Origin of the sequence: Psychrobacter sp. P11F6, assembly GCF_001435295.1 — a bacterium.
GTDB lineage: Bacteria > Pseudomonadota > Gammaproteobacteria > Pseudomonadales > Moraxellaceae > Psychrobacter.
The window spans coordinates 2673126-2690478 of record NZ_CM003594.1; the positions used below are offsets into that span (position 1 = coordinate 2673126).

Consider the following 17353-nt stretch of genomic DNA (forward strand, 5'->3'; position numbering starts at 1 on the left):
GATAAATGAAAATGTACTAAAAAATAAAACCGCTACTATCTATACAACAGGCTACAACAAAGACAGCGATTGCCCAGCTAACTATAAAAAAGCAATCATTGACTTTTTAACCAGTGACTTTTTAACAAGTCATTTTCTAACCAGTAGCGTTCTAATGTGCGGCTGTTTAACGAATGATTGTCTAAATACTGGCTACTATATAGAAGCTTATAATGAGCACGAACCGTTAAAAATCAAGCATGATAAGTTGATAACCACCAACCACTCGCGTTTTCTAATCTCGATGGCTTGGCTATATGTGCTAATAGATCAAACACTTAACTCGAATAAAAAACAGCATAATAACGAGATACAAAAAGTTGTCAGCATCAAAAAGTGCTATGATAAACCATAATTTTAAACGCGCGCAGGTTTATTATGAATTATCTTCTTAAGCGAAACTCATCGACCGCTTCACTAGCGAGCAAATGTGTCCATAAACTCATGAGTAAAACTGGGCTTACCCTCTCGCTAGTAGGCGCTGCCTTATTTACCCTATCAGGCTGTGCAACGACGCAAAATCTCACCCCGCAGCAATGTCAGGAAAGCAACTGGCAAGAAGTCGGCTATGCTGATGGCTTGCAAGGGCGTTCAGGTGCTTATTTTGGTCACTATGCCGATAGCTGCGCAAAGGTAGGTGGTCCCATGCCCAACCGCATACAATGGGAGCAAGGGCGACAGCAAGGTCTCAAAAGCTACTGCACCGAGCTTAATGCTTATAAACTTGGTCGCGAAGGCTACGACTGGCAGCCCGTTTGTCCGCTCGAAGGCATCGAAAAGCTAGAAGAAGCTTACGCGGAAGGACGTTACTACTATATCCGCCAACGTGATCTCGATTACCTACGTTCGCCTTATCCGTTTGGCTACGGGCCTGGGCGCTTTGGTTACGGCTATCATCCCTTTGGCTATGGCTGGTAAAAAGAAAACCCCAATGAGTACTTAATTTGAGGTTTAAGTACTCATTGAGGCTGGAGAAAAGTTTATTATTTTTGTTTTATTATTATATTAGCTACCTTTTTGATGGTTGGCTATCTAACAAACATCATATGATAATCATATCGTTTATAGACTCGCCTTATTCATTGACAAAGGCTATCTTTGTAAGTCCTGCTTGACTGGCAGCGGCTAGTACTTGAGCGACCGTGTCATACTTACTGTCTTTGTCAGCACGCAATTGTACAGAAGGGTCTTTACCTCCAGCACTTTGCTGCTGTAACCGTGCCTCTAACTCCTCCATGCTAATCGCATCGCTGTCCCAAAATATCCCTGCGTCTTTATCGATGCTAATTTGAATAGCCTCTGGTGGCGCCTCATTTAACGCAGCGCTGGTCTTCGGTAACTCTAGTGGCACTGTCGGATTCAGTACGGTCGCCGTCAATAGAAATATAATCATCAATACCAGCATGATGTCGATAAGCGGAATGAGGTTCATCTCACTCATGCTTTGACTGTCATCATCACCCAATTGAAATGCCATAATTACTCTCAATACATTTGGTTATTCGCAATATAGCTCGCTTGGCTATCGCCTAACGGACTGTCCCATCAATGGATAGTCGTTAAGGCTGCGACGCGGCTGAATTATGATAATGAGTCACTTGCTGAGCATCTGCTGTGTTTGAGTGCATACCCTTTGCTAACGAATCTTGGGTAACAGTCGATTTGCTGTCCGTTAACGGCTGCTGGGTAACGACCATTTCGGCAGAACGTGCCAATAAGTCATGCGCTCTATCGTTGGCGTGATACATCACACGGCGATTGATACGCACTGCAAGGTTATAAAACACCACGGCTGGAATCGCCACGGCGATTCCCAAACCTGTCATGATAAGTGCTTCACCGACTGGCCCTGCCACTTGTCCCAAGCCTGCTTGCCCACTCATGCCAATATTATGCAGCGCATGAAAAATTCCCCATACCGTCCCAAACAAACCGATAAATGGCGCAATTGCGGCTGTCGTCCCAAGAATAGGTAAGCCGCGCTCACTGGCAAAACGGTAACGACCAATATGCTTGAGTAAGATCTGCTCAGTAACCAAACGGCGAGTAGTGGCATCTGCTGCTATCATCTCAGCCTGTTTTACTTGAAGCTGCTGACTCAAATCCTCTGCAACATTGGCGGCCAATTTGCGGCTTTGTAGCACACGAATGATGCCTGTCACCCAAGAAAGAATAGATAAAGCAAGCAACAAAAAGAACAACGTTTTTGTCACCATGTCGCTGATTTGCCAGTATTGCATAAAGTCCATGTAAGACTCCTTTGTATTTTATTACCATTGTTCGATTATTTGCGATTGCGCCGATGCTTGGTACTAATAACCATGTATTTATGGCACATTATAAGTAACAGGTAATGTCACATTACCGACGACTGGCACGCCATTTTTAGTAAAAGGTCTGAATTTTCCAGAGCTTACTTGACGCTGCGCCTCTTTATCTACTATTGAATTGCCTGAAGATTGAGCAACGCGGGCACTATCAATACCGCCCTGCTTATTCACTCTTAATATCAATACCACTTTGAATGTATCACCCGAAGATGCTCTACGAGCGGCTCGAGTAGGAAAGCTAAAGTTTGGCGCTGATGCCCAGTCTGCAGCACTAGCAGTAAAGCTCACGGGTTCATTACTTGCAGCGGCTGCTGCTTTTTGCGCGGCATCTTTAGCCGCTTTGTCTTCTGCTGCTTTTCTGGCATTCGCTTCGGCTTGAGCCTCTCGGGCAGCCTTGGCATCGGCTATTTTCTTAGCGTCTTGCACTGCTCTATCATGGGCTTCTTGAGCGGCCTTTTGTGATTCTGCTGCTAGCATTTTACGTCGTTCTTCAGCTTCACGTTGACTATCAGCCATTGAGGTATCGACTTTCGATTCTACTATTGGCTTTTTCGACACCTCTTTTTTAATAATATCCGGCTTCTTTTTTTCTACTTTTACGACAGGTGCTATATCAGCCTTTTTGGCTTTTACCACCGGTTTTTCTGGTATATTTTGCTTAGCCTTCACTACTGGAGCTACTTTAGGTTTTGACGGTGCCGGTTTTTTAGGTTCAGGTTTTGACTCTGTTTTAGGCGCTGCTTTTTTGGGCGTTACTTCCTGAACTTCTTCTACTTCAGGGATGACCGTTTTGACAGGTAACGTCATCATCTCTATCTCGATAGGTGGTGTGTCTTTTTTTGGTTCAACTTTTATCTCAGGCGTCTTGATCGCCACCAATGCAACTGCCGTCAGCACGTGCAAGCCCACCACTATAATAATAGCTGCGAGTATCAATTTAAGTGGTGGCGCGTCTAAATCCGTTGAACTCATAACACCCTAATATTCATTAACCGAGGTAGAATGGCGTAGATAATAATGCAAACGATAATTATTATCAATAATAAATTTATAATAATTTTGCTTAGCAGGCAAATGATCGGCTAATCATTTAGCGTTATTAATAAGCAAAATTTGCTTAGGCATTCGACCACCCTTTCTCAAATATCGCTATGCAGAGTTATTGTATTACAGCCGTCACCAGCCATAAATAAAGTGACGTAATAAAAACCATTATCATTTGTATTGATAATGAGTCTCAATTAATTTATCATAGCCCCTAATCGACTGCGCATCTTTTAAGATTACAAAATCTCAAGATATTAAGGCGTGTTGAATGTCTCAATAGCTAAGCGTAAAAACAACCAATAAAAAATCATAACGTCAGAAGTAATAGCGTCGAGCATTGTAAACATTATACCGATGAGGTTCTTTTTACTTTTATATGACCGATTATTTGATACATCCTTTGTCCAACCAGCTGATATACCGAGTTATTTATGTCTATTATTTTATTGCCTAACCGCTCTACTCCTTTTTTCAAACGCCCTTTGCTGACTGCTATGATGACCGCACTGGTTGCTACGATCAGTGTGACAGGTTGTAGCTCACCTGAATCTAACGACTCCGAGCCCGCGGACGCTAAGACTGAAAATCAAACAGCAGATAATGCCTCGAATGTCGCTAATAACGATGCGGTCTCTGTTGAAAAAATCACGGTCGACACGGTAAAAGGTAATGTCGACTTGGCAATGAATCCATCGCCGTTGGTGGTCTATGATATGACATTGATGCAGGATTTGGCCGCGCTTGATGTTGCTGTCGATGGCATGCCAAGCGGTCTAAAATTAGACAATTTACAGTCTAAGACACAGCCTGAACCAAAAACTGTCGGCACCGTATTTGAGCCAGATCTTGAGGCGTTGAACGCGATGCAGCCGCAAGCTATCTTAGTCGGCTCACGCATGGCAGAAAAATATGATGCGCTGTCCAGTATTGCGCCAACGCTCGACATGACGATTGATACTGCAAATATCTATGAATCGAGCAAGCAGCGTTTGCATGATTTGGGTGCATTGTTCGGTAAAAGTGCTCAAGCAGCGAAACTGCAAGGCAATATCGATGGGCTCATTGATGAGACCAAAACATTAACCAAAGATAAAGGTAAAGGCTTAGTGGTCATGGTCAATGGCAATAAGCTGTCTGCCTACGGCGACAAATCACGCTACGGTTTCATCCATACCGTGCTGGATATTCCAATGGCAGATGACCAAATCGCCGATGCGCGCCACGGTCAGCCAATCTCGTTTGAATACATACAAAAAACCAATCCAGACTGGTTATTCGTCGTCGATCGCAGTGCCGCCATTGGTGAAGATGGTGCTGGTGCCAAAGCCGTATTGGACAATCCATTGGTCGCGCAAACCAACGCATGGAGTAAGAATCAAGTGGTTTACCTTAGCCCAGACTCATACCTTGCCTTTGGCGGTTATTACCAATGGATGCAGGATTTGACGATCATTAAAGAGGCTTTTGCTAACGCTAAATAAATAATACGTTAAATAAGCAATATGCTACACAAGCAACATGTTAAATAAGCGTCATTCGTTTTTAGGCAACTGTCATGACTGTCAGTTGCCAACCCTCACTTTAAGCCAGTAGCTGATATGCCGTTATTTTCCTCTCGTGCGCAGACCAGCGTCAAAGCCCGCCCTACTTTACCAGCCGCATCAACGAGTTGGCAAAAAAGCGCAAGCCGTGGTCTAAGCTCTAAAAATCGCCGTACTTCTATACCGCCGTGGGTCATCAACACGGGCAGCCTCATTATTATGGGGCTTTTGGTGTTATTAAGCTTATCAATTGGTGTGGCTGATTTTTCATGGTCAGGTATATTTCACAGCCTTATCAACCATAGCGCCAACTCCGACAGCTCACTGCTACTGGTAAGTCGCCTACCGCGTACCATCGCTATTATCTTGACCGGTGTTTCCATGGCAGTTGCTGGGATGATTATTCAAGTGGTGCTCAAAAACCGCTTCGTTGAGCCATCGATGGTCGGTGCAACTCAAAGCGCCGCACTGGGATTATTGGTGGTTAGCCTGCTATTTCCAGCCAGTGCGCTCATTGTCAAGATGGGTGTGGCTACCATCGCCGCGGTATTTGGCATGATGCTGTTTATGCTGCTGATTCATCGTATTCCGCCGACGGATTTTTTGATGATCCCGCTAATTGGTATCGTCTTTGGCGGCATTATCGAGGCAGTAACGACCTTTATCGCCTATCAAACAGAATCGTTACAGATGCTCAGCGTTTGGCAATTTGGTGATTTCTCTGGCGTCTTAGCAGGTCGTTACGAGCTGTTATGGCTGACAGGCGGACTGTGTGTGTTGGCGTATATCATTGCTGACAAGCTGACCATCGTCGGTTTGGGTGACAATATCGCGCTCAATTTAGGCATCAGCAAACGACAAGTGACGTGGGTTGGCGTTGGTATGGTGGCGATGATGAGTGCAGTTGTCGTTGTAACTGTTGGCATGATTCCTTTTATTGGTTTGGTCGTGCCTAATATCGTCAGCCGATTGATGGGGGATAAATTGCGCCGTAGCTTACCAGCGGTGGCATTATTGGGCGCTTCGGCAGTGCTATTGTGCGATATTATTGGACGCTCGATACGCTATCCATTTGAAGTGCCTGTGGCGACGGTTTTTGGGGTTGTTGGTACGGTACTGTTTTTATGGCTATTATTACGTGCGCCTGCTGAACAATAAAATAACTCGCTATAAAGTTTTTTATTCATAACGACTGATCAAACCTCTTTGCCTCTTCTCTCTCTTTTATCGTTGTTTTGTCTGATTAGATAAGCCTAGCACTATAGGATTTACGCATGTTTTCACCGTCTAAGCCTAGCGCCACAGCCAATAACACTATAGATAACAGTGCTTCAGAAAATAACGACAAAACTACTTTTAGACAAAGTTGTGTTGCGCGACTCTGGACATTTATAGTCAATCACCCAAAATCCATTGCCGCTATCATATTGCTGATCTCAACCATCCTATTTTTGACAGTCAATGTCAACGGCCATTGGGACTTTGCGCTACCGCTGCGAGGTAAAAAGTTACTGGCGTTAATGGTGGTCGGGTATGCGATTGGCGTATCGACCTTATTGTTTCAGACTTTGACGCACAACCCTATTCTGACGCCATCACTATTGGGTTTTGACTCGCTATACGTTTTATTACAAAGCCTGTTGGTTTTCTTTTTGGGCGCAATAAGTTTTACCAGTATCAATCCTCTTGCCAAATTCACCCTTGAAATTGTTTTAATGTTTGGCGCGTCATTATTATTATTTAAGCTGCTGTTTTCAAAAAGCAGTCAGGATCTGACGCGACTAATATTGGTGGGCGTTATCTTTGGGGTCTTGTTTCGTAGCTTATCAGCCCTGATTGCCAGATTGATCAATCCTGATGATTTCGTCGTCGTACAATCTGCCAGTTACGCGCAATTTAATACGGTCAATCCGCAGCTGCTTGGTATCAGCATTGTTATCTGTGCCATTAGCGCACTTTTTATCTGGCGCTGGCGTTATCAATGTGACGTATTGATGCTTGGCAAATCACAAGCCATTAACCTCGGTATTAACTATCAACGCTTGGCATTTGGGCTATTAACGGTCATTGCGGTATTGGTCGCCACGGCAACCTCATTGGTCGGTCCAGTGACTTTCTTTGGGCTGTTGGTTTGTGCGCTAACCAATCGTATCGCTCGGCATATGTATCACAGCGAGCGTCTGATATTGGTCAGTTTGGTGGCGATGATTTGCTTGGTACTCGGTCAGACGATATTTGAGCAACTATTGGGCATGGCGGGTGTGCTATCGGTCGTCATTGAATTGGCTGGTGGCTTGGTATTCTTAATATTGATTTTTATGACTCAGCGTCGTTAATATCGCGCTTATTTAGTAACCATTAACCTAGTAGCCAATCATCTAAAAACCATTGATATAGTAATCAAAAATCAGATCCTTTGTAAAAATAAGAACCATTATGATTAAACTCAATAACATCTCGCACCATATTGGCAAACAGCAAATTCTTCATAACATTACGTTGTCATTACCAAGCGCCCAAGTGATCGCCTTGATTGGCCCCAATGGCGCGGGTAAATCCACCTTGTTTTCGGTCATGGCGCGCTTGCAACCGCTACAGTCGGGACAGGTCAGTTTCGCTATAGATAATGAGGAACGTGATATTGTTAGCTGTCATGCGCGAACCTTGTCCAAAACTGTGGCGATGCTTGGACAAGACAACCAAGTACAAGGGCGACTGCGCGTGCATGAGCTGCTGATGTTTGGGCGCTATCCTTATCATCAAGGACAGCCGACGACTGATGATCAGCAAAAAGTGCAAGAAATTATCGAACGTTTTGAGCTTGCGCCATTAGCCGAGCGTTTTTTATCGACACTATCGGGTGGTCAGCGTCAGCGGGTGTTAATTGCGATGATTGTTTGCCAAGATACGCCGTATTTATTACTCGATGAGCCGCTCAATAATTTGGATATGTATCATGCTGGGCGCTTGATGCGTGAGCTGCGTGAGTTAAGCCATACTCAGCAAAAAACCGTGGTCATTGTGTTGCACGATATCAATCAAGCTGCGCAGTTCGCCGATACCGTGGTCACTATGAAAGAGGGTCAGGTAATGGCTGTCGGTCAACCTGCAGAGGTCATCACCCAAACAACCATGAAGGATCTGTATAACGTCGATGTTACCGTGCTCAGTCATCAAGGTCGCCCAGTGATTGTCGATGCGGTTTAAGTACAGTGTGTTCTATAGCCCATTTTTTATAGCTGATTGTTAATGGCTGGTTTCGCGTAATCGCTTCAAAGAGTTGTCTTTAACCGTCAATTTTTGCCTTTGCTTTAACCGACTTTGACGCCCTTTGACCCATAAATACACACCTGTGCCAGATAAGACCGCCACGGCTAACCCCGTCAATGCTAAAAATATTTGATACAACAAATGAACTACGCCATGGCTGATATGTCCCATGTGTAGCGTTGCCATCCATTGATCAGCTTGATTACCAAATGAGCTTTGATACCCAAAATTAATACGCTCGATATTGCCTGTTGCGGCGTCAACCGTGATAGATGACGCACCGCCTTTTTTACCGATATCTTTATTGGTTTTAAAGCGCATTTGCCATTGATTGTCCTCTTCTACCCAACGCACTCCCAATAGCTGCTGGACGTCGACGCCATTTTTTTGTGCGGCGATCTCTGCTTGCCTGCTTAAATAAGCAATACTATTAGCCTTGTCTACCTTATTAGTACTGTTCATATTAGTGCCAATAGTAGTCGCCTCATCACTACTAGATTCAGTGTTTATCGCAGGCTTATTTTGTTTATTTCCTTTGCCTTCATCTCTACCTTCAAGTCCTACCAGCGCTTGCATTACAGGCTGATATACCGATTTTAAATTAAAACCAACACTCGACCACGCAATGACAAACAATATGAGCCAGAGCCATAAGCCAAACGCATGATGCATGTCATAATTGAGCTTAAAAGTATTGGTTTTTCGGCGGATTTTCCAAGCAGGTAGCCAGCGTTTAAAAAATGAAGCGCGGGGTTTGTCAGATGATTTTCTCAATGCGGATTGTTGAGATTTATTGGCGCTAACTGCTCTTGGAAAGGTTAAATAGAATCCGATGAAACAATTAATCGTCCAGATTAAAGACACGATACCCAGTATTAATTTGCCGATATCACCTAGCAATAAATCTCGGTGCAACCAAAATACCTTGTACATCGTATTGCGCCATGCCCACTCCTCTTTATCACGCGTACCGATGATTTCACTCGTAAAGGGATTGACATAGACCTCTTGAAATGGCGCTTTGGGCTGATTTTTGGCGCTTTCACCTCGGACTCTATCTACCGAAAAAACCGCTGATTTGTTAGGCTCTACTGACGTTGGCATACTAGAAAATTGATACTGTGGATAGGCACTGATGACAGCATCATGCAGTGTGGCGATCGGTAGTGGCGGCTTGTGTTGCGCCTCAATATTTGCCAGCTTGTGATTAAACACATCATCGAGCTCATCATGAAACGCCAATAGCGTGCCCGTGATACCAGCAATGATCAAAAAGGCGGCCATCGCAAGCCCAGTATAACGATGAATCCATAAACAGCTCTGACGCAACGTAGGGGGAAATGAAGTCATTAGTATTGGTTTTTTATTCATCGTTTCTTTATTCATTGGTTATTTTTATTGGTATTTAAAAAAAGTTGTAATTGCTATCACATGCTTCGCCATTTACTGACCATAAAAAAGCCAGCTATCCTATACAGACAGCTGGCCCTTTCATCTATCATCAAGTGACAATAAGATTAGAACTGATACGTCAATGACGCTTTGATATTACGACCTTTCTCAAAGTCAGTAGCAACATCATCAATCGGATTTAGACGAGATGAGTGGCTCGCATAAGCTTCATCAAAAAGATTATAAACGCCAAGCGTGGCTTTTAATCCATCAACTTGTTTTGGCGAATAGTTCATAAAAATATCATGAACATTATAGCTTGGTTTTTCAATCTCATATTCAGACGTATTCGGCATCACTGAAGCAACATACGTACTGCGCCAGCCGATATCTGTGGTCTCTGTTGGGGCATAAGCCAGATTGACCATATATTTATCGCCTGATTCTGAGCTGCTTCCAGTCACTGAAGGAATGCTGTAGCCCGTTTTTTCACCTTCGCTGCGTGCGCGTGAATAGCTCAAACCCATACTAAAGTTATTCATTTTATAGTCGGCAGCGAGCTCAACCCCTTTAATTTTAAAATCTTCATCTTTATTGATGACGCCTTGACATTCACCACCTAATTGTCCAGTGACACAGTCTAAGCCAACGCGAGTTCCGCCGGAACGAACAAATTCGATGTAGTTTTCGATATCAGTTTCAAAGTACTTACCGCTTAGTTGTAGTGCATCACCGGCTACCGTTAGATCGCGTAACGTTGTAACGATACCTACTTCAGCGTTAGACCCTTCTTCTGCTTTTAAGTCATTATTAACGTAAGTTTTGTCACCATTTGAATTAAAAATGGTTTGGCTTAAGTCAGGACCATTAAATAACTGCGTGTAGCTGGCAAATACTTGCGTCAATGGTGCAATCTCATAGCTTGCGGCAAGTGCACCAACGACATTATCATAGGTTTTGCCACCAGAGATAAACTCAGGAGATTTGTAGCGGTCATAACGCACACCAGGTGTTAAAGTGAGCTTACCATTTTTCCATTGGTCTTCTAGATATACTGATGTATTGGTTGCCTCGTCTGACCCTGCTTTGACGAAGTCGCGCTCCATCTCCGATTCTTTTTTGTAGTGCTCAATCCCAGAGATAAGCTTGTGTGTGCCAACATTCGTAGCAATGTCACTGGTGTTTTGGATTTTTGCGCCTGTGGTTTGAACTTCAGCGTTAAAATCAAAACCTGGATCATTGATATAATCAGAATCGCGCAAAATGCGGGTTTTGGTTTGATACACGTTGGTATCTACATCAATCAGTGGGTTGCTAGGATTAAAGCTATAATCAATACCATAAGTATCGCGCTTCACCTGTTGCGGAATTGGAGGCTCAGAGCGGCTAGGGAAGTCTGGACGGAATGGGAAAATACCTTTCTTTTCAGTTTGGCTGAAATTTGCGCCAATATGATGGTCATCCGCAATATAAGCACCCGCCTTTAATAAGATGCTTTCAGTTTTACTGTCTTCAAACAGCTCACGACCGTTACCATCTTCGCCAGAATCGCTATCACGCTTGCCATAGTAAGCCAGTAAGTCAACATTGTCCGTTGGTGCGGCATATACAGTCGTTGACGTTAGTAGCTCGTCATTATTACTAGCATAGCCTGCGTGAACTTTAGCCCCTATTCTTTGACCCGGTTGCAGCAAATCCACTGCATCAACGGTTTTAAAGGCCACCGCCCCGCCAATGGCATCATTTCCTAGCGTCACTGAGTTATTACCGACTGAGACATCTGCTTGCTTCAGCAAATCAGGGTCAATAGTAATGTCACCCATATGATAAAAAAGTTTGCCTTCTTGACGCGCCCCATCGATAGTGACTTTTAGGTTGCTGTCTTCAAGACCACGAATACGAATACGCTGATTGACCGCTGAGGTACCACCTACCGTAACCCCAGGAACGACATTCAAAAAATCGCTTAAATGGCTGGCTTGCTGCGCTGGCGTATAGTCTTCTATGTAAACAGAATCGGTTTGCACTTTATCACGTACTGAGCTATTGGCTGTCACCGTAATGGTCTGCAACGTGGTGCTTGGCATGTCTTCTGCAGGTGCTGCACTGACTGCTTGTGACCATAATACCGCTGCCACGCCCATGGACAATACCGTCATTTGACTAGATAGTTTTGATAACTTTACTTCACGCATAACACACTCACCTTATTGACTATCACAAATTAGAATTTTTAAGAGCTATTTACTGTTGAGCACAGCTTGTGGCAGTTGCACCGCTTATTATTGAAAACCATTTTTTAGACGATTGGAGTCTTGACAAAGCCAAAGTCTCTCATACGAATAACAATGTTAATGATAATTATTAGCATTTTAATAGTGAGAGGCATAATAACGAAGTACTAACAATTTGGCAATAATTAATGCGAGAAATTTAATATTAAAAAATAGCGCTAAATCTGGCTGACTTATTCCGTTTTGTTGCTTACTGTTTTTAGACGAGTAGAAATAGCGAGCAAACCAAATCCGCTGCGCTATGTTCGTCTAATAGACTGTTATTATTTAAGAAATAAAGCCATCAACATGAAAAAAAACGTTGCAATAGCCAACCCTTTCACTATACCCTTAGATAGTTGACCAATTAGTCAGGTTTAAACCTACGACTATTAGTCATATTAATAAATAATAGCTAGCTGCTGATATTTATTAGCACAAGGATAAGTGCGACTCTTTGTGAGACAACTAAGTAATATGAAGATAAACGGTGTGTCGATATCCATCTCTAAATTCATCACACTGCTTAGCGCTCTCCACAGAGCTTGGACTAAAAGTCACTTTAGGAGGAAGCCAAGATGAGCGAACACATTCAAGGGAACCCCGATTTACTATACGGATTGCATGACCGCCCTACCCCTACAAAAGCCTTTTTGGGCGCAGTACAACACGTACTTGCCAGCTTTGTCGGTATCATCACCCCCTCATTAATCATAGGCGGCGTCTTGGGTTTGGGGGAACATATCCCTTATCTCATCAGCATGTCATTGATGGTATCAGGGGTCGCTACCTTTATTCAGACGCATAAAGTTGGACCAGTAGGTTCAGGTCTTATGGCATTACAAGGAACCAGTTTTGGCTTCTTGGCCGCGGTATTGGCGGCAGGTTTTGTGGTAAAAAACAAAGGCGGGAGTCCGGAGGAGATTCTCTCTGTTATCTTTGGCGTCTCCTTTCTTGGTGCCTTCGTTGAGATTTTCTTAAGTCAATTCATCACCAGACTCAAATCTCTGATGAGCCCTATCGTGACGGGTTGTGTGATTGTGACCATCGGTCTGTCATTAACCAAGGTTGGTCTGACGGATTTGGCAGGCGGCGTGGGCGCTGAAGATTTCGGGAGTATACAGAATCTGCTGCTCGGTGGCGGAGTCTTGATCAGTGTGGTATTGATTAGTATTGTTAATAATAAAGTCATTCGCTCCAGTGCTATTTTTATAGGGTTGATGCTTGGTCTGATCGCAGCCATTCTTATGGGACGTATTGATTTCTCTTTGGTCTCTGATGCCCCTATCTTTACGCTACCTGTGCCATTCAAGTTTGGCTTTGGGTTTGATTGGCAGGCTTTTATTCCTATCGCCTTTATGTATGTCATTACCAGTATTGAAACCTCTGGTGATTTGACGGCGACTTCGATGATATCGGGCGAACCCATCAAAGGACCTTTATACGAGAAACGTATTAAAGGTGGCGTATTGGGAGACGGTGTCAACTCATTAATTGCGGCGGTGTTTAACACGTTCCCAGTGACGACTTTTAGCCAAAACAACGGCGTGATTCAGATGACCGGTATTGCCAGTCGCTATGTGGGCTTCTATGTTGGGGCTATCTTGTTCACTATGGGGCTATTTCCTATTTTGGGTGCTATCTTTACCCAATTGCCAAAACCAGTCGTTGGCGGTGTGACGTTATTGATGTTTGCAACGGTAGCGACCGCTGGTATTCGCATCCTATCAACGGTCAACTTTACCCATCGCAATATCTTAATCATTGCCACTTCGCTAGGTCTGTCTATGGGCGTGGCTTTTGTTCCTGATGTATTCGCACAGGCGCCGCAGCTTTTCCGTAATATCTTTGGTTCGGCGGTTACTATGTCAGGTATTGTGGCCATTACTCTCGATATGATTTTGCCCAAAAACTACGGTGTCGAATTTGATACGGTAGAACAACATCTGGATGACGGTCTAAAGCCTCTTAGACAAAAGGCTTCTTAAACGTACGTTAGAATAGTCAAATTCTTTACCAATCAGCATTGCTGTTCTAGTTCTGAAAATTGACTCTTTTAGCGCGCCTTAATACGAAAACATTCAGAATGCTTTCGTATTAATGGCATGTTATAGACGTAAAATAATAATACATAAGCATTACTCAAGACCACAGCCACGCAAAATAAACGGCACTAAAAAGTCTGCCGCCCGCGCTTCATCCTGCTGATCGTACTCACTCTTTTCCATCAAACCGACAATTTCTGTCTCAAATTCTGCATATCGCTGCGTCGTTGCCCAAATCAAAATCAATAGCTGTAAAGGATCAGCGATGCCAATTTTGCCTTGCTCATGCCAAGTTTTCATTACTTGTGCCTTGTCTAGCGCCCACGCCTTCATGGTCGCCGACATAAATTCATGCAGATGCGGGGCACCGCCGATGACTTCCAGCGCAAACAATTTATGGCGATTGGGATGAGCAAACGCTTGATGCAATTTGGTACGGACAAACTTTTCGATGACCGTTTTAGGGTCACTATCGACACTCATAGCAACCAAGCCATCGTTCCACTCTTGAATAATAGAATGCAGCACGGCTTGGTACAGATTTTTTTTATTCTTAAAGTAGTAATGCACGTTGGCCTTTGGCAGCTCGGCTCTATCGGCAATACCTTGCATCGTCGCACCGCGAAAACCTTGCAGCACGAACTCCTCTTCTGCCGCCGCCAAAATGACGGTTTGATTGTGGGCGCGGATATCTTGCTGATTGCGCTGTACAGGCGCGTCAGACGCGGCTTGTGGTTCTATATCGTTATGTTGAGCCATGATAAATGTTACCTGTCATTATTGTGATGAATAAAGAGCCATATCCCAGCCAATAACTGGATTCATATGCTAATTTTTATGAAATATCACCAGTCTAAATAAAATATTTTGCATAAAGTAGTTGACCAAATGGTCAGGTTTAAGCAGAATAGCTCATAGTAAACCAATTATTAATCGATAAATACTACTTTAGCATGAGATGTTATCGAGAGATGCTACTCCACTGCTTTTGTCAGCAAAGAAAAGGATGTCATTGTGAAACTATCTTTACAGCAGTTTAATGAGCTCTCAACAGCTGAGGCAATTTCACATCTATTGACCTGCTGTACCAGCACCCATTGGGCGCAGACTTTAGAAAAAAAACGTCCTTTTGCTGATATATCTACATTACTTGCTCATAGTGATGATGCTTGGGCACAAGCACGGACAGCAGAAGCCCAGTTACTAGAGGCTTTTGATGGTCATCCACAAATCGGCAACGTCGACTCGTTAAAAGAAAAATACCGCAACACGCAAGACAGTGCTGCCCATGAGCAGTCGGGTGCTAATGATGCCAATGACGAGGTGATTGAAGCTTTGGCTCAAGGCAATCAAGATTACCTTGATAAATTTGGCTTTATCTTTATCGTATTTGCCACTGGTAAGAGCGCGCAGCAAATGCTCGATTTATTGTTAGCACGCTTGCCCAATGATCGCGCTACTGAGCTGGTCAATGCGGCGGCTGAGCAAAATAAAATCACCCGCTTACGTTTACAGAAACTGCTGAGTGACGCTTAACGCATTCAGCCCATCTGACTCATTTACATAAAAGGAATTATTATGTCAGGTACTCTCTCATCACACATTTTAGATACCCATTTGGGCAAACCAGCCGCTGGTATTGCCGTGACGCTAGATCGCGTAAGCGCAACTGGCGAGGCATCTCTATTAGCCAATGGCGTCACCAACGCGGATGGACGCGTGGCACCAGATAGCTGGTCGTTTGACCCAACGATTGATATTGCCGAATATCACTTAGATGTTGGTCGTTATACCTTAACCTTTGATACGCAGTCTTATTTCGATGAACAAAATCTCACGGCTTTTTATCCACAAGTTGTCATCGATTTTATGATAAGTGATAACGGTCACTATCATGTACCGCTACTGCTTAGCGCACATGGCTACAGCACGTATCGCGGCTCTTAGTTTTTGACATCACTATATAAAAACACATCATAAAAGAACGTCGCCATAGCAAAACGCGTCGAAAGATTGAAAAAAGCTGAACAAAAGAAAATTGTAAAAAGGACATTTGCAACATGGGCGCTTATTATCTCGATTGGTTTAACTTATTTTTTCGCTGGTTCCACGTCATCGCTGGTGTGGCCTGGATTGGTGCGTCTTTTTACTTTGTTTGGCTAGATCTTAGTTTACGTAAACCACCACAGTGGAAGGCTGACAAAGGCATTTCAGGCGACCTATGGGCGGTACATGGTGGCGGCTTTTATGAAATTGCCAAATACAAGCTTGAACCCGAAGAGATGCCAAAGACCCTGCACTGGTTTAAATGGGAAGCTTATACCACTTGGCTGACGGGTATGGCGATGCTCTCTATCGTCTACTATGCCAATGCAACTGCCTACTTGATTGATCCCAGCAAAGTCGATTTTGGTAGTAGTATCGGTGCCATCTCGACCAGTTTGTTATTTTTATTCGGCAGTTATTTCATTTATGAAGTGATTGTCCGCAGCCATTTAGGCAAAAACTCCTTCATTTTTAGCACCATTATTTTTATCCTATTAATCATCGCCTGCTGGGGTTCTTATCAGCTATTTAGTGACCGTGCTTCGTTCATTCATATCGGTGCTATCTTAGGTACTGTGATGGCAGGTAATGTGTTCTTTGGCATCATGCCTGCGCAACGAGCGCTGGTAGAATGCGTGAGGCGTGGTGAAAAACCAGGCAAAGAAGTAGCGGACTTGGCACTACAAGCAAAAAACCGCTCGCTGATGAACAACTATTTTACCTTACCACTGATCTTTACCATGATTAGCAATCATTACCCGATGATGTACTCTCATGCTCACGGCTGGTTGGTATTGGTATTTGTGGGTATCATCACGGCTATTGTACGTCACTATTTTAACCAAAAGCATTTGGACAATCATAAGCCGCGTTATTTGGTCATCCCTGCTGTCTTAACCGTATTATTAATTATTTGGATGCGCCCAGAACCAATTGAGCCATTACCTGCTGTCAATGCTGCAGCCGCTGCTGAAACGGCGACACCAGATAGTGTACCACTAACAACTGATAGCGCAGTCGACGGTTCTAGTATAAGCAATGACGCTGTCTCAAATGAAAATATCACTGCCGACGTCGTGCCAGTAACTGCTTCTGCTGACGATGCCATTATGGATGTCGTGCACACGCGCTGTAGCACGTGCCATGCCGCTCAGCCTACTCAGCAAGGATTTGCCGCGCCGCCAGCTGGTATCATCTTGCAGACACCAACCGACATGAAAACTCATAAAGCAAAAATCGTCACTGCTGTACAAACAGGCTATATGCCACTGGGTAATCTCACAAAATTGACGGATGAAGAACGTCAGCAAATGGTGGCTTACGCATCGGGCTTATAGATAAAGGTCGTAGATAAAGGCCGTAGATAAATA

At 43.9% G+C, this 17353-nt stretch carries 15 protein-coding genes; 9 read left to right on the top strand and 6 right to left on the bottom strand.

Annotated features, from left to right (window positions below):
- The first annotated feature begins 483 nt into the window (after window positions 1-483).
- Window positions 484-957 (top strand): DUF2799 domain-containing protein, encoded by a 474-nt coding sequence (locus tag AK822_RS10975; protein ID WP_087945638.1) that lies wholly within the window; start codon window positions 484-486, stop codon window positions 955-957.
- A gap of 157 nt (window positions 958-1114) precedes the next feature.
- Here AK822_RS10975 and AK822_RS10980 read toward each other — a convergent pair whose 3' ends face one another.
- From AK822_RS10980 to AK822_RS10990, 3 genes are all read right to left on the bottom strand, one after another.
- Window positions 1115-1516, bottom strand: coding sequence for an ExbD/TolR family protein (locus AK822_RS10980; RefSeq protein WP_045444454.1), 402 nt, complete (start codon window positions 1514-1516; stop codon window positions 1115-1117).
- Window positions 1517-1598: 82 nt separating this feature from the next.
- Complete coding sequence (locus tag AK822_RS10985) at window positions 1599-2288, bottom strand: MotA/TolQ/ExbB proton channel family protein (RefSeq protein ID WP_060491673.1); 690 nt, start codon at window positions 2286-2288, stop codon at window positions 1599-1601.
- A 78-nt stretch (window positions 2289-2366) separates the two neighbouring features.
- On the bottom strand, window positions 2367-3341 hold the full coding sequence (locus tag AK822_RS10990) for an energy transducer TonB (protein ID WP_060491674.1): 975 nt from the start codon (window positions 3339-3341) through the stop codon (window positions 2367-2369).
- Between the two features lie 506 nt (window positions 3342-3847).
- On the opposite strand from AK822_RS10990, the gene AK822_RS10995 reads away from it, so the two are divergent.
- The 4 genes from AK822_RS10995 to AK822_RS11010 all read left to right on the top strand — a co-directional run bounded on the left by AK822_RS10995 (window position 3848) and on the right by AK822_RS11010 (window position 8164).
- Window positions 3848-4897, top strand: a complete 1050-nt coding sequence (locus AK822_RS10995; RefSeq protein WP_060491675.1) for a siderophore ABC transporter substrate-binding protein — start codon at window positions 3848-3850, stop codon at window positions 4895-4897.
- 117 nt (window positions 4898-5014) lie between these two features.
- Window positions 5015-6115 carry an ABC transporter permease gene (locus AK822_RS11000; protein ID WP_157292412.1) on the top strand — a complete coding sequence of 367 codons (1101 nt, stop codon included), beginning with the start codon at window positions 5015-5017 and terminating at the stop codon, window positions 6113-6115.
- 116 nt (window positions 6116-6231) lie between these two features.
- The gene (locus AK822_RS11005) at window positions 6232-7293 is read left to right on the top strand and encodes an iron chelate uptake ABC transporter family permease subunit (protein ID WP_087945639.1); all 1062 of its coding nucleotides are present in this window, start codon (window positions 6232-6234) and stop codon (window positions 7291-7293) included.
- A gap of 100 nt (window positions 7294-7393) precedes the next feature.
- Window positions 7394-8164, top strand: a complete 771-nt coding sequence (locus tag AK822_RS11010) for an iron ABC transporter ATP-binding protein (RefSeq protein ID WP_060491676.1) — start codon at window positions 7394-7396, stop codon at window positions 8162-8164.
- Between the two features lie 39 nt (window positions 8165-8203).
- Here AK822_RS11010 and AK822_RS11015 read toward each other — a convergent pair whose 3' ends face one another.
- The gene (locus AK822_RS11015) at window positions 8204-9577 is read right to left on the bottom strand and encodes a PepSY-associated TM helix domain-containing protein (RefSeq protein WP_060492286.1); all 1374 of its coding nucleotides are present in this window, start codon (window positions 9575-9577) and stop codon (window positions 8204-8206) included.
- A gap of 167 nt (window positions 9578-9744) precedes the next feature.
- Window positions 9745-11814, bottom strand: coding sequence for a TonB-dependent receptor domain-containing protein (locus tag AK822_RS11020; RefSeq protein ID WP_060491677.1), 2070 nt, complete (start codon window positions 11812-11814; stop codon window positions 9745-9747).
- A gap of 656 nt (window positions 11815-12470) precedes the next feature.
- Between AK822_RS11020 and AK822_RS11025 the strand changes: the two genes are divergently transcribed.
- Window positions 12471-13880 carry a uracil-xanthine permease family protein gene (locus AK822_RS11025; protein ID WP_060491678.1) on the top strand — a complete coding sequence of 470 codons (1410 nt, stop codon included), beginning with the start codon at window positions 12471-12473 and terminating at the stop codon, window positions 13878-13880.
- A 150-nt stretch (window positions 13881-14030) separates the two neighbouring features.
- Here the strand turns inward: AK822_RS11025 and AK822_RS11030 are convergent, their stop codons facing one another.
- The gene (locus AK822_RS11030) at window positions 14031-14696 is read right to left on the bottom strand and encodes a TetR/AcrR family transcriptional regulator (protein ID WP_055124609.1); all 666 of its coding nucleotides are present in this window, start codon (window positions 14694-14696) and stop codon (window positions 14031-14033) included.
- A 255-nt stretch (window positions 14697-14951) separates the two neighbouring features.
- Between AK822_RS11030 and uraD the strand changes: the two genes are divergently transcribed.
- From uraD to AK822_RS11045, 3 genes are all read left to right on the top strand, one after another.
- Window positions 14952-15473 carry a 2-oxo-4-hydroxy-4-carboxy-5-ureidoimidazoline decarboxylase gene (gene uraD / locus AK822_RS11035; RefSeq protein ID WP_060491679.1) on the top strand — a complete coding sequence of 174 codons (522 nt, stop codon included), beginning with the start codon at window positions 14952-14954 and terminating at the stop codon, window positions 15471-15473.
- A gap of 42 nt (window positions 15474-15515) precedes the next feature.
- On the top strand, window positions 15516-15884 hold the full coding sequence (gene uraH / locus AK822_RS11040) for a hydroxyisourate hydrolase (RefSeq protein ID WP_060491680.1): 369 nt from the start codon (window positions 15516-15518) through the stop codon (window positions 15882-15884).
- 113 nt (window positions 15885-15997) lie between these two features.
- The gene (locus tag AK822_RS11045; protein WP_060491681.1) at window positions 15998-17320 is read left to right on the top strand and encodes a urate hydroxylase PuuD; all 1323 of its coding nucleotides are present in this window, start codon (window positions 15998-16000) and stop codon (window positions 17318-17320) included.
- The last annotated feature ends 33 nt before the right edge of the window (window positions 17321-17353 follow it).

Bases quoted from the DNA above. Each gene is read 5' to 3' on its own strand.
- AK822_RS10990 (WP_060491674.1), bottom strand. From the start codon at position 3,341: ATGAGTTCAACGGATTTAGACGCGCCACCACTTAAATTGATACTCGCA.
- AK822_RS11030 (WP_055124609.1), bottom strand. From the start codon at position 14,696: ATGGCTCAACATAACGATATAGAACCACAAGCCGCGTCTGACGCGCCT.
- AK822_RS11025 (WP_060491678.1), top strand. From the start codon at position 12,471: ATGAGCGAACACATTCAAGGGAACCCCGATTTACTATACGGATTGCAT.
- AK822_RS11045 (WP_060491681.1), top strand. From the start codon at position 15,998: ATGGGCGCTTATTATCTCGATTGGTTTAACTTATTTTTTCGCTGGTTC.
- AK822_RS11010 (WP_060491676.1), top strand. From the start codon at position 7,394: ATGATTAAACTCAATAACATCTCGCACCATATTGGCAAACAGCAAATT.
- AK822_RS10975 (WP_087945638.1), top strand. From the start codon at position 484: ATGAGTAAAACTGGGCTTACCCTCTCGCTAGTAGGCGCTGCCTTATTT.
- AK822_RS11015 (WP_060492286.1), bottom strand. From the start codon at position 9,577: ATGACTTCATTTCCCCCTACGTTGCGTCAGAGCTGTTTATGGATTCAT.
- AK822_RS11020 (WP_060491677.1), bottom strand. From the start codon at position 11,814: ATGCGTGAAGTAAAGTTATCAAAACTATCTAGTCAAATGACGGTATTG.
- AK822_RS11005 (WP_087945639.1), top strand. From the start codon at position 6,232: ATGTTTTCACCGTCTAAGCCTAGCGCCACAGCCAATAACACTATAGAT.
- AK822_RS10995 (WP_060491675.1), top strand. From the start codon at position 3,848: ATGTCTATTATTTTATTGCCTAACCGCTCTACTCCTTTTTTCAAACGC.
- AK822_RS11000 (WP_157292412.1), top strand. From the start codon at position 5,015: ATGCCGTTATTTTCCTCTCGTGCGCAGACCAGCGTCAAAGCCCGCCCT.
- AK822_RS10980 (WP_045444454.1), bottom strand. From the start codon at position 1,516: ATGGCATTTCAATTGGGTGATGATGACAGTCAAAGCATGAGTGAGATG.
- AK822_RS10985 (WP_060491673.1), bottom strand. From the start codon at position 2,288: ATGGACTTTATGCAATACTGGCAAATCAGCGACATGGTGACAAAAACG.
- uraH (WP_060491680.1), top strand. From the start codon at position 15,516: ATGTCAGGTACTCTCTCATCACACATTTTAGATACCCATTTGGGCAAA.